Source organism: Pseudundibacterium arcticum, assembly GCF_042646465.1.
Taxonomy (GTDB): domain Bacteria; phylum Pseudomonadota; class Gammaproteobacteria; order Burkholderiales; family Burkholderiaceae_D; genus Undibacterium_A; species Undibacterium_A arcticum.
The window spans coordinates 18,672-30,641 of the sequence record NZ_JBHRTP010000040.1; the positions used below are offsets into that span (position 1 = coordinate 18,672).

The following is an 11,970-nucleotide window of genomic DNA, read 5'->3' on the forward strand; positions in this document are numbered from 1 at the left end:
AGAACTGAAAAAGGAAAAACTGATCAATTTCCCGAGTGCAATTTCGGGAGTGGTGCCGGTAATTAACGTCCCGGGCATCAAGGCCGGCTAATGCTGAGCGGAGAAATTCTGGCCGATATTTTTGCCGGCGAGATCAGCTCTTCGTCATCATTCCCCAGGCCACACAACACCCGGAAAGGACGATCGCCGCGATGAAATTATTTTGCTGGGGCTTCATGCAAGGCGATCATCCGGGGACGGGCATGGACTTCGTGCGCTTGCCGGATAAGGTGCAGGCCAGGATTTTCAAGGAGATGACCAAGGTCGCCGACGCCAAGGGCAAGCCGTTGCAGTGGTCGCCGATGTAACGCTGAGCTTGCCGTTCGTCATTTTTAGTCAAACACAGCAGCATTTTCTAACGCAGGTCGCCGTGTTGATGGTGCGGTCACAATGCCGTCAGTTTTGCGTCCTGATGCTGAAATTGACGCCAACTTCATCCCACCACTCGCGCTCTTTTTCGATCCAGTAGGACAGTGTCGGGTGCTCGGCCACCCAGTCTTTGCGGATGTCCAGTTCGATCTTGTTCTTCATCCGGATGCGCAACTCGGACAGATCGACCTCGATCCGCGAATGCATGAACATCGTCGCCAGCCGCAGCGCCAGCACTGCTTTCGCAAAATCGGGCTCTGACAGCAACTCGGCGACCTTGCGCAGATTCCCTTTCTGGCTCAGGATCAGTTTGCTCATTACGCGCTGCTCCCGCGTGGTGAATCCGGGCAGATCGGCGTTCTCGATCAGATAGGCGCCATGCTTGTGAAAGTCGGTCGGCGACACGACCGTGCCGACCTCGTGCAACAGCGCACTCCAGTACAACGGCCGACCATGCGCATCGGCAGCCGGTTTGAGTTGACCATACAACGCAGTCGCGTCTTCTGCGACCCGGTTGGCACGTGTCTCGTCGGCATGAAACCGCTGCAGGAAGGCGCGCACCGATTGCTCGCGCCGGTCGCGCTTCGTGGCCCGCAAGTGCAGATCCCACAACACGCCCATGCGTAAACCCGCCTCAACCGGCGTCATTACTTCGATGCCGAGTTCCTTGATCAGGGCGATCAGGATGGCCAGTCCGCCGACCACGGTCGACGCTCGTTCGGGACGCAGCCCGGCCAGATCGATGCGGTTGACGTGGCCCGCTTCCACAAAGTGCTGCTTCAGCGCAACGAGGCTCTTGTAGGATAGGTCTTTGCCGAGCCCGTTTTTGGCGATCGCATCGGAGATGGCACGGATCGTGCCGGACGAACCGTAGGCGTTTTTCCAGTGCTGCGGATGATACGGCGGTGCCGCGTCCTCGAAATGGCTGCGCGCCGACAGGATCGCCGCATCGAATGCGGCGCCGTCGATCCGGCCGCCGGGAAAGAACGACAAGCTCTGCTTGACGGTGCCGATCGAAAACGACTCGACCCGTTCGATTTCCTGACCGCGGCCGAGGATCAGCTCGGTCGAGCCGCCGCCGATGTCCATCACCAGTCGCCGTTCGCCTGGCAGCGCCAGCGAATTGGCAACGCCCATGTAGATCAGGCGCCCCTCTTCTTCGCCCGAGATGATTTCAATCGGATAGCCGATTGCCTTTTCTGCCGCCGGCAAAAATTCCGACGCATTGTTGGCGATGCGCATCGTATTGGTCGCGACCACTCTGACCGCATCGAGCGGATAGGCGCTCAGAATGGCGTTGAAACGCACCAGCGACGCGAGCGCAGCCTGCATCGCGGTGGTCGTCAACGCGCCCTTGTTGTCGAGTCCGGCGGCCAGCCGTATCGGATCGCGCGCGCTTTTGACCACCCGGATCGCCTCGTCATCGTGCTTCCCAATATGCATGCGAAAGCTATTGGAGCCCAGATCTACTGCTGCGAACATGCCATCCTTTCATTGTCACTGCGCGTTGCGGACCGCCGGCGTCACGGGGATGCATCGTGAGACATGCTGCGTGCAGCAAACGATGTCAGGCCGCAATCGCGCGAGGATCTGCCGTCAGTGCGATAGATAAGGCAATCATAGTCGCGCAATGTGACAAGCGGATGTCTTTGCGCAAAAATCAACGCGCCTTGGTCTGGCGCAGCAGCGATTCGAAGGCTTCTGCGCTGATCGGCCTACTGAAATAAAAACCCTGCATCTCGTCACAACCGGCGTCCTTCAGGAAACGCATCTGGCTTTCCAACTCGACCCCTTCGGCGGTGACGCTCATCTCGAGCGCGTGTGCCATCGCAATGATGGCCTGCGTTAATGCAACTGAGTCGCGATTGCCCGGGATACCGTCGATAAATGAACGGTCGATCTTGATATTGTCGATCGGGAAGCGCTGCAAATAGGAAAGCGACGAATAACCGGTGCCGAAATCGTCAATCGATATCCCGACCCCGAGCGCCAACAGCGCCTCAAATACCGGCGTCAGCTTGGTGCTGTCACCCATCAGCAGGCTTTCGGTAATTTCCACCACCAGCGCGTCCGGCGCCAAAGCGGTGCTTTGCAACGTGGCGCCGATCTGCTTGACCAGAGTGTCGTCCTGGAATTGCCGCGGCGAAAAATTGACGGCCATCCGCAAATCGGGCATCAATTGCTGCCATTGCGCGGCCTGACGGCAGGCCTGTTCCAGCACCCATTGGCCAATCGGCACGATCAGGCCGGTATCCTCGGCGATCGGGATGAAATCGTTCGGCTCGATCACGCCATGGTCGGCGCTTTGCCAGCGCACCAGCGCTTCGACGCCGACGATGCGCCCGCTGCGCAGAGCGATCTTGGGCTGGTACAACAAGAAGAATTCGTTTTGCAGCAACGCTCGCCGCAGGTTCTTTTCGATCGCGTAGCGTCGTTGCGCCCGTGCACTCAGTTCCGAGGTGTAAAACTGGTGCTGGTTGCGGCCACGCTCCTTGGCGAAATACATCGCAGAATCGGCGCTGCGCAACAGCGTTGGCCCGTCGTCGCCATCGTCTGGAAAAATGCTGACGCCGATCGACACGCCCAGATAATAATCGTTGCCCTCCAGATGGAAAGGCTCTGAAATGACCTGCACGATCCGCTCGGCCAGCGTCGACAGATAGGACGCGTCATCGAAATTTTCGACCAGAATGACGAACTCGTCGCCACCCAGCCGCGCCAGCATGTCCGCCTCGCGAATGCAGGACGCCAGCCGTACCGCCACGGTCTGCAGCAGACGGTCACCGGCCTCGTGGCCGATGGTGTCGTTGACGTTCTTGAAACGGTCGAGATCCAGAAAAAGGATGGCGGCGCGCAAGTCGTTGCGCCGGATCTTGGGCAGCGAACTGGCCAGCCGTTCAGCCAGGCACGACCGGTTCGGCAGACCGGTCAGCGCATCATGATTGGCGGAAAACAGCAGGCGTTGCTGCGCCTCCTTCACCGCGCTGATGTCGGTAAAAGAGATCAGCACCGAGCTCACCTCGGACTCGCCGGGGCGGCGGATCGGCAAGATATTTTCCGACATCCAGACTATGTCGCCATCGGCCACTTCCATGCCGATCACCAGATCGACCAGAGGCTGGCCGGTGCGCAACACTATTTCGGATGGCAGCTGGCTGCTCGGAATTTCCATGCCATCTTCGTTCAGCACCCGCTTGCAATAATTGCCGCGGATCTGCCCTGCAAGCTGGTTCGGGCCGGTGCGCAGGATCCTTTCCGCGCTCGGGTTACAGGTAAGAATGGTGCCATCACGCGCCTGCACCATGATGCCCTCGGCCATGGCGACCACCATCGCGCGGTAGCGCTCTTCGCTCTCTTCAAGGCTGCGTTCGACTCGATGCTTGTGGATCGCCACCCCGACCAGGTGGGTGATGGCCCAGATGAAGGCCTGATCCTCGGCGCTCGGTGTGGCCGGTTCGCCGTAATACACGCCGAACGCGCCCAGCACGGCGCCAGACGCGACCGTAATCGGGGTCGACCAGCACGCACGCAAGCCGTGCGGCAGCGCCGCCGCGCGATAGGCGCCCCAGCGCGAATCGCGCGCGATATCGGCCACGATGATCTGTTCGTTGCGATAGATTGCGGTGCCGCAGGAACCGGCCGCCGGACCGATCGGCAACCCGTGAATCGCATGGTGGTACGCGACGGGCAAGGACGGCGCGGCGCCGACCCGAACATGGACGCCATCGGGATCGAGCAATATGATGGAGCAACGCGGATGACCCGACAGCACTTTTTCGACCCACCAGCAAACCTCGTTCAGGATGGCGGGCAGCGGCCGGTCGAGCGCAATCATTTCGAGGATTTTTTTCTCGTATTGCAGCGATTCCTTGGCCTGGTTCGCCTTGTGCGCCAGCTGGCGATGACGGTCTTCGCTCTCGCGCAACGCCGCGCCGACAGTTTTTTGCACCGTCACATCGCGCGCGATCACCTGAATTGCGGCCATGCCTTCGTACAGGAACGGCGTGGAACAAACCTCAACATCAATCAGGCTGCCATCGCAACAGACGTAGCGCTGCTCCATCAGCGGTACTGTCTGGCTGCTCTTGAACATCTGCAGCACTCCAGACTGCACTGCAGGCTGAAAATCGGGATGCAGGAAATCGGATTGCCGTGAACCCAGCAATTGGTCGCTATGCCGGGCGCGAAAAAGTTTCACGCCGGCCGGGTTGATGAACACGAAACACCCATCCTGCAGCACGTACAGGGCGTCCGGCAGCTGTTGCACGAGTGCCTCATAACGGTCGTCGAACACCGCCATGTCGCCGCTGCTGCCGTCGCCGCTATCGCTGATTTCAAGGCTGGGGTTCATAACACCTCTGTGGAGCGGCGGGACGACTGCCGGATGTAACCGTTGACCGTCGGCCAAAATAATTATTCAATTCCTATTGTCTTGCCAGTATCACTACATTCCCATCTATTTCATTGCGAGATCCGATATTGATGATTGGAGTATATGAAGGTATCAAGGTCACTGCTCAGTCTCCCGATCAAGGATTGCAGTCGCTCGAAGTGTGACGACGACGACAGGCATACTACTCCTTTTTTATCGGAAAGTTGCCGTAAAGCATTTTTTTGCAGGAGAAAAAATCGCGCTGGGAAGATGGATCAGTGTTGCAGACGTCATCTGGCATCAATGAGCTGTACATCCGCCACGCCAGTCTCTCGGTTGCAGCACCTCATTCTTGCCCAATACCATTCTCAGCCGGCTCTAGGAGCCTGTCGGACTTACGGAGAATCGGCTGCAAAATTACCTGAACGGTCCATATTTCACCGGCTTTTTGGTCAATAGCTCGCTATTGACGCTGCAAATCCGGCAAAATCTGTCCTCGTTAAGCTAATTTTTCGCTTCGATTCCGTAAGTCCGACAGGCTCCTAGTGCGGCAGGTATGCCGCCACCAGAATATTGCATGACACGCGCTCGACCAGCACCGCATCGACCGAACCGCGCCACCAGCGCATCGCCAGCGGCTTCTGTCGCGAATGGCCGACGATGACCAGCTCGATGCCCAGCTTATCGACCATTTCGGCAATGACGGCGACTGGTTCGCCGATTTCCAGGTGCTTGCTGACGGACAGGCCAGCCGACGTCATCATGGCGTGACCAGAGTTCAATTCCTGTTCCATTCTGACCTTCTCATCGGCAAGTGCGGCCTCCGCCACGAATTCGCCGACCAGTAGAAACGCGGAAATCTGGATCACGGCAAGCAGATGAATTTCCGCCCCTGGTCCGGGCGCCAGGCGGATGCATTCCTGCAACGCGGACCTGCTTTCCGGGGTGCCGTTATATGCGACCAATATTTTCTGGTACATGGAGTCCTCCCAATCCGTTCCGAATCAGCCGGCGCGCTCGGCGCCCAGTGCAAGGTGCCACCGGCCACTGACGCGTCACGTGTTTGGTTTGCCCAGGCGCAACCCCGCTGCGCCATCAGACGACGGCAAAACCACCCAGATCATCATAGTCCAGTCTGCCGCCAACGCCGTGTTGCACTGTGTCAAACAATGCTGGGATTATGGTCGGGTACCGGCTCCTCTGCCGGCGATGGATGCGGATGCGGCTGCGGCGGCGGCACCGGTTCGTCGATCGGCGGTGTGCCCGGCTCCCGATGAGGATGGCCGGATGTTCGGGTAACGACGGTCTGCATTGCTGATTCTCCTTGCATGAATTCCGGTACGGGTCTGAGCCTCACCGATGACGTCATCGGAATGGGATGCGCGGCGTCCACGAATCAACCAGGCGTGATGTGGTGCGCGCTCGATAACCCATCGGCGCAAAGGTGCGGCAAGGTCCAGCCCTGCTGCGGATCCTCGATCGCCTCGATCACAATCAGGGGCGCGTAAGTCCTGACGGCGCCGAACACGGTGGCGAATGCGGCATCCGCCGCGTCGCGCCCGGTGCCGATCCGGACCAGCCCCATCGGCGGCGACACTTCGCTGGGATCGAACAGATACCAGCGACCACTCAACATGACCTCGACATAGGCGTGAAAATCGGTCGGCCCCATCGCCGGATCGGCGCCGTAATCGATACCGGATACAAAACGTGCGGGAAGGTTCAGCGCACGACACAAGCCAATCATCAGATGCGCGAAGTCCCGGCACACGCCGGTCCCCGCGATGAGGGTATCGAGCGCGGAGGTGCTGTCGTTCGAGCTGCCGGACACAAAATCGACGCGCTGGTGCACCCATTGCTGGACCGCGCGTACGCGCTCATAACCCGGCATCATCAGGCCGAATTCCCGCGCTGCCAGTTTGCGCAAACGGTCCGACTGGCAATAACGACTCGGGTAAATATAAGGTAATGCCTGCTGCGGCAACGCCGAAATCGGCATTTCAGCGAGCCGCTGCGGCGACTCGACATGATGTTTGATATCGACCGTGGCGTCGTAACGCAACTTCAACTGCCCCTGATGCGCCTGCAACCGCATGTGACGGGTGCCGTCGTGTGCATCGTCATACAGCAAGGGTTGAACCGGTTGGTTTAGCGCTAGCTGCTCGGCAACAACTGTCTGGTAGCGCGTGCGCGCCGCGTGGATGTTGAAGATCAAATCGCACGTGGGGTCGGCGATGTCATACAACAGTTCAATCGAGAATTTGAGTCTGACCATGACTTGTTCCCTGGCAATCTGCTGCGCGTGGCCGGAGTGGCTACATAACAAGTCGTGTTTACACCGTTTTAGTGTATCGGTCTAGAGACCCGATCTAGCATTGTGCAGATTTCAATGAATGTTGAGTCACGCCAATACTTTGTCGTTGCAGGATCGGCGACGGGAAGATGTGAGGTTGGCCACGCTGCGCCGAATGCCGATGCGCCGATGCGCCGATCTTACCGACGCGTGTCTGGTCCGCATTTCGAACTCTCCCACAGTAAGCGGCGGATTTCCTGAAGGTCAGGCGGTGCCCTGCGATCAGTCCATCGACGCTGCAAATAATCGCGTACTGCCTGTTTGCTTGGATGGGTGAACTTGCTCATACCAGATTCCACGTTGCACGCCTCATCAATTTGACAGTCCATGGGACTGCACACCAATAAAACGGCTGACCGGGATTTTTGTTGACCGCAAAAAAAACCCGCCGAAGCGGGCTTTTCCATGCGCAGGCACGATCAGTGCAGCACGTCACTTTCACGCACTGCGTTGATCTGGTGCCTATCCATTCTGATTTCCTGCTTCTGCTCGGCCTTTGCCAGGCGCACCAGATTGCGCAGCGATTCCCGGTAGACATGCCGGTCCTGTGCGCTGGCTGTCTCGCCGCAAACCAGTTGAACCAGATTTTCAATTACATCGTCAGATTTGAGCATACATTTTCACCCAGAATTTCTGCAATGATGCCGATTAGGCAATAAAAGTGAGCGACGAAAAAAAACCCACCTCAGTGAGTTTGACTCTCTTACTGTTCGTTCGGTTTCCCAAGACGTCGTAACCTCTATTAGTAATCCGTACCTGAAACCAATACAAGAGAAGATTCCCGAAACCCAGTCCTATCTGGAAAGTGGCGTCGTCGAGAAAAGAATCCGCTCTTGTATTGATTACTTTAGCGAAGCATCCTATACATGAATTTGGCCTAGCGCAACAACTATCGCAAAATACCGGCGATTTGTTGGGCCCTTACAATGCCCCGTTGCCCGCGGCCGCCCTTGCCGACGACATCGACAAATCAGATGCCGCACAATACGCACGCGCAGCACACAATATTCCGCTCCAATCAAATCATCTGCAATCGCCACCGGATCCATGTCAGCCCCGATCGAAACGACGCACACCATGAGAAATCAGACCGATTATTACAACCAGCAATTCAATACCCGTGCGATGGTGCCAGATCATCCGGCTATCTTCACACGCTGGGCCCAGGACTCGTCGCGCGTGCGGCGCACCACGCTCGGTTTATTCGATCTGGCGTATGGCGAAGCGTCCGGCGAACGCCTGGATTTTTTCCCGGCTACCCGCAGCGGTTCGCCGCTGCTGGTGTACATCCACGGCGGTTGGTGGCGCTCGTTCGATAAATCCGACTTTTCGTTCATCGCGCCGGCCTACACCCGCGCCGGCGTCAATGTCGCGCTGCTCAACTACACGCTGGCGCCACAGGCGACACTGGCCGATATCACGCTGCAGCAATTGCGCGCGCTGGCCTGGCTGTACCGCAATGCCCACAAATACGATTTCGACCCGCACCGCATCGTGGTGTCCGGCCATTCTGCCGGTGGACATTTGTCGGCCATGCTGATGACAGCATTGTGGCCAGTGTACGGCGGCGATTTGCCGCCTGACCTGGTACGCGCCGGCGTCCTGCTGTCCGGCCTGTACGATCTGGAGCCGGTGCGTCAGGCCGACTACGTCAATCTCGATCTGAAATTGACACCAGCCAGTGCCAATGTGCTGTCACCGGTGTTGATGGCGCCGTCGCATCCGGCACCCTTCATCACCGCGGTCGGTGGTCAGGAATCGGATGAATTCAAACGCCAGAACAGTTTGATCGGACAGGCATGGCAGGCCAATTTTGCGGGCGATATAGCGCTGCCCGATGCCAATCACATGACCATCTGCGATGCATTCGCCACTCCGGGTGATGCGCTATTCGAAGCGACGCGCAAACTGATTGCCGATCTCGCTTGACCGCTCAGTCAATGCCGGCCGCAGCTTTCGCAGCCAACCAGTAATACAGATCCCGGATACACACGTTTCGCGGGAGGCTTCGCGATTGCGTGCGGACCGATGAGCGCGAGATTCATGTTCCACACCTGTGCATTGAAAGACCATTCCTATACCGCGCTGATGGTGGCAAAAATCACGCAGGCGATAGCATTGAATATCTGACAAAAACAGAATTTCGCCGAATAATCTTTCGCCAGCATCGGAATACTCGAGCAATAGTTAATCTCGATAATTTCCAGACAAGCCTTTCTTGCTCGACAAGATGAAAGCTGTCGAATTTTCAATGGCACAAATACGGTGATCAGGGGCTTTTCCCTATAGAAATTACTTGCTACATGGAAATATAAAAGAGTATTCTGCGCTCGATACTATCCACCAGGATGCAGGGCAATCCAAGCATCGACGACCTTCGTATTTGCGGCAAAAATGCAGACCAACACCGCAAGCCATATTTCCAACCTCATTACAAGACAAGCCAATGAACTTAGCAAAAATGAAGGTCGGCAAACGACTGGGTCTTGGATTCGCTTTGGTCCTGGTGCTGCTGATTGCAGTCACTGCGCTTGGCATCAGCCGCATGGCACAGGTGCAAAACCGGCTGGAAGAAGTCGTCAACATCAGCAACGTCGAATCGCGCCTGATCATCGACATGCGCGCGATTGTGTATGACCGCCTGCAGTCGCTGCGCAACCTCACCCTGCTCAATGACGCCGGCGACATGGAACCGGAAATGGGGAAGATCAAGCAACAGTCGGATCAATACGCGCAAGCCGAGGGTAAATTGAACAAAATGTTCGTCGGCCAGGCAACTGTCCCGGCCGAGAAAACAGCACTGCTGGCGAAACTGACAGAACAGGAGGTGGCGGCCCAGCCACTGGTGGACAAGGCCAAGGACCTGGGTCTGGCAAACAATCCGGAACTGGCGACGGTCGGGCTGATCAAGAAAATCCGCCCGGTGCAAAAGAAATGGCTCGATACGCTGGATGAATTCGTGACGCTGGAAGACAAGCTCAATGCCCAGATCGCCAAGGACGCCGAATCGGCCTTCACCACCGCCCGCAACACGATGCTGCTGCTCGGCGCGCTGGCGCTGCTGGCCGGCATCAGCGCGGCCTACGCCATTACGCGCAGCCTGCTGAAACAGCTCGGCGGCGAACCGGACTATGCGGCCAAGATTGCCGGACAAATTGCCTCCGGCGATCTGTCATCGGTAATCAATACCAAGGCTGGCGATCAGTCCAGCCTGCTCGCCGAAATGAAGGCGATGCGCGACAGTCTGGTCAATATTGTCGGCCAGGTGCGGGTCGGCACCGATACCATCGCCACCGCGTCCAGCGAAATCGCGACCGGCAATCTCGATCTGTCGTCACGCACCGAGCAGCAAGCCGGTTCGCTGGAAAAAACTACCTCGTCGATGAAGGAACTGACCACCACGGTCAGGCAGAATGCCGACAATGCACGCGAAGCGAACCAGCTGGCGGCATCCGCATCCGAAGTCGCACGTCAGGGCGGCGTCGTGGTGGCACAAGTGGTCGACACCATGGGGTCGATCAATGAATCAGCGAAGAAGATCGTCGACATCATCAGCGTGATCGATGGCATTGCGTTCCAGACCAATATCCTGGCGCTGAATGCGGCGGTCGAGGCCGCCCGCGCCGGCGAACAGGGCCGCGGTTTTGCAGTGGTAGCGTCGGAAGTGCGCAATCTGGCGCAGCGCAGCGCCGCAGCGGCGAAAGAAATCAAGTCGCTGATTGGCGACTCGGTTGAAAAGGTCGAGGTTGGCAGCAACCTGGTCGGCCAGGCCGGCATCACGATCGATCAGGTGGTCACCAGCGTCAAGCAGGTGACTGACATCATCGCCGAAATCAGCGCTGCCAGCCAGGAACAAAGCGCCGGCATCGAGGAAGTCAATCACGCGATCATCGAAATGGATAGCGTGACCCAGCAAAATGCCGCGCTGGTGGAAGAAGCCGCCGCTGCTGCGCAAAGCCTGCAGGATCAGGCAGCGGAATTGGCCAAGGTGGTCAGCGTGTTCAAGCTCAATGGCGACCAACAACCGGCGACAAATTACGCCAGCCCGGCCGTGGCCTCCAAGGCGGCCACGAGGTCGGCCGCGGCCCCGGCCAAAATCCGGCTCAAGCCTGTATCGAAGGCCGTGACGACCACACCTCCTGCGCTGAAAAAACCGGCACCCAAGAAACTGTCAGTGGTCAATGGCAGTAATGAGGAATGGGAAGAGTTCTAAATATTCCGCCGTACAGGTATCCAGATAAACCCTCACATTTTCAGTCATCCTTTCAGAAAAGCCTGTGTATGAATATCCATCTCAGAACCGCCCTGTCCGCTTTGTTACTCAGCTTGTGCAGCGCTGCCACTCTCGCCGCCGATGTGGCGCCAGTCATTGATGCCAATTCCTGCGACAAACAGAAATATCCGAAAGCGGCGCTGATCAATGAAGAAACCGGCACGGTTTCGTTGGGTTTCCTGATCGCAGCCGACGGCAAGGTGATGGAATCGAAAGTGGAAAAATCCAGCGGCTCCAAGAGCCTGGACAAGGCCGCGCTGTCGTCATTGTCGCAATGCAAATTCAAGGCGGGTAGCAAGGATGGCAAGCCGTCAGAGGTGTGGGCCAAAGTCGATTTCACCTGGAAGCTGGAATAAATCGGCCGGTCTCACCCAACAAATAAGGGAGCGACGCGCTCCCTTATTTTTACCGGGGTCCCCTCGTTTCGGGTGTGCTAAGTGACGGTACGCAAAGCCGGCAACGGTCTGTAAGATGTTACTTCGCGCAAAAGCGGGAGATTGGTGCGTGTTTTGTTCCTATCGCTTTGTCAAATCTCCACCCATACTAGAGCAGCGCGGGTGTGCA

At 57.7% G+C, this 11,970-nt stretch carries 10 protein-coding genes; 4 read left to right on the plus strand and 6 right to left on the minus strand.

The genetic code is table 11. The features are described 5' to 3' along the window. Positions 1 to 191 precede the first annotated feature (191 nt). Entirely contained in the window at positions 192 to 347 is a 156-nt protein-coding gene (locus tag ACFOFO_RS13385; protein WP_390323552.1) for a hypothetical protein, read from the plus strand. An 88-nt stretch (positions 348 to 435) separates the two neighbouring features. On the opposite strand, the gene ACFOFO_RS13390 is transcribed toward ACFOFO_RS13385, so the two are convergent. The 6 genes from ACFOFO_RS13390 to ACFOFO_RS13415 all read right to left on the minus strand — a co-directional run bounded on the left by ACFOFO_RS13390 (position 436) and on the right by ACFOFO_RS13415 (position 7,747). Continuing rightward, on the minus strand, positions 436 to 1,890 hold the full coding sequence (locus ACFOFO_RS13390) for a Ppx/GppA phosphatase family protein (protein ID WP_390323551.1): 1,455 nt from the start codon (positions 1,888 to 1,890) through the stop codon (positions 436 to 438). Between the two features lie 178 nt (positions 1,891 to 2,068). Further along, positions 2,069 to 4,759, minus strand: a complete 2,691-nt coding sequence (locus tag ACFOFO_RS13395; RefSeq protein WP_390331764.1) for an EAL domain-containing protein — start codon at positions 4,757 to 4,759, stop codon at positions 2,069 to 2,071. A 563-nt stretch (positions 4,760 to 5,322) separates the two neighbouring features. Then, complete coding sequence (locus ACFOFO_RS13400; RefSeq protein ID WP_390323548.1) at positions 5,323 to 5,760, minus strand: universal stress protein; 438 nt, start codon at positions 5,758 to 5,760, stop codon at positions 5,323 to 5,325. 182 nt (positions 5,761 to 5,942) lie between these two features. Continuing rightward, positions 5,943 to 6,092, minus strand: a complete 150-nt coding sequence (locus ACFOFO_RS13405) for a hypothetical protein (protein ID WP_390323546.1) — start codon at positions 6,090 to 6,092, stop codon at positions 5,943 to 5,945. An 84-nt stretch (positions 6,093 to 6,176) separates the two neighbouring features. Further along, positions 6,177 to 7,055 carry a transglutaminase-like domain-containing protein gene (locus tag ACFOFO_RS13410; protein WP_390323544.1) on the minus strand — a complete coding sequence of 293 codons (879 nt, stop codon included), beginning with the start codon at positions 7,053 to 7,055 and terminating at the stop codon, positions 6,177 to 6,179. Positions 7,056 to 7,552: 497 nt separating this feature from the next. Beyond that, positions 7,553 to 7,747, minus strand: a complete 195-nt coding sequence (locus ACFOFO_RS13415) for a hypothetical protein (RefSeq protein ID WP_390323543.1) — start codon at positions 7,745 to 7,747, stop codon at positions 7,553 to 7,555. Between the two features lie 463 nt (positions 7,748 to 8,210). Between ACFOFO_RS13415 and ACFOFO_RS13420 the strand changes: the two genes are divergently transcribed. The 3 genes from ACFOFO_RS13420 (at position 8,211) to ACFOFO_RS13430 (ending at position 11,762) form a co-directional block, all read left to right on the plus strand. Beyond that, complete coding sequence (locus tag ACFOFO_RS13420; RefSeq protein ID WP_390323540.1) at positions 8,211 to 9,062, plus strand: alpha/beta hydrolase; 852 nt, start codon at positions 8,211 to 8,213, stop codon at positions 9,060 to 9,062. Between the two features lie 517 nt (positions 9,063 to 9,579). Continuing rightward, a complete protein-coding gene (locus ACFOFO_RS13425) occupies positions 9,580 to 11,346 on the plus strand; it encodes a methyl-accepting chemotaxis protein (RefSeq protein WP_390331765.1) in 1,767 nt (588 codons plus the stop codon). A 68-nt stretch (positions 11,347 to 11,414) separates the two neighbouring features. Next, on the plus strand, positions 11,415 to 11,762 hold the full coding sequence (locus ACFOFO_RS13430; protein ID WP_390323536.1) for an energy transducer TonB: 348 nt from the start codon (positions 11,415 to 11,417) through the stop codon (positions 11,760 to 11,762). Positions 11,763 to 11,970: the final 208 nt, after the last annotated feature.

Excerpts from the sequence above, each read along its gene's own strand:
- ACFOFO_RS13385 (WP_390323552.1), top strand. The coding sequence starts at position 192 with ATGAAATTATTTTGCTGGGGCTTCATGCAAGGCGATCATCCGGGGACG.
- ACFOFO_RS13390 (WP_390323551.1), bottom strand. The coding sequence starts at position 1,890 with ATGTTCGCAGCAGTAGATCTGGGCTCCAATAGCTTTCGCATGCATATT.
- ACFOFO_RS13395 (WP_390331764.1), bottom strand. The coding sequence starts at position 4,759 with ATGAACCCCAGCCTTGAAATCAGCGATAGCGGCGACGGCAGCAGCGGC.
- ACFOFO_RS13400 (WP_390323548.1), bottom strand. The coding sequence starts at position 5,760 with ATGTACCAGAAAATATTGGTCGCATATAACGGCACCCCGGAAAGCAGG.
- ACFOFO_RS13405 (WP_390323546.1), bottom strand. The coding sequence starts at position 6,092 with ATGCAGACCGTCGTTACCCGAACATCCGGCCATCCTCATCGGGAGCCG.
- ACFOFO_RS13410 (WP_390323544.1), bottom strand. The coding sequence starts at position 7,055 with ATGGTCAGACTCAAATTCTCGATTGAACTGTTGTATGACATCGCCGAC.
- ACFOFO_RS13415 (WP_390323543.1), bottom strand. The coding sequence starts at position 7,747 with ATGCTCAAATCTGACGATGTAATTGAAAATCTGGTTCAACTGGTTTGC.
- ACFOFO_RS13420 (WP_390323540.1), top strand. The coding sequence starts at position 8,211 with ATGAGAAATCAGACCGATTATTACAACCAGCAATTCAATACCCGTGCG.
- ACFOFO_RS13425 (WP_390331765.1), top strand. The coding sequence starts at position 9,580 with ATGAACTTAGCAAAAATGAAGGTCGGCAAACGACTGGGTCTTGGATTC.
- ACFOFO_RS13430 (WP_390323536.1), top strand. The coding sequence starts at position 11,415 with ATGAATATCCATCTCAGAACCGCCCTGTCCGCTTTGTTACTCAGCTTG.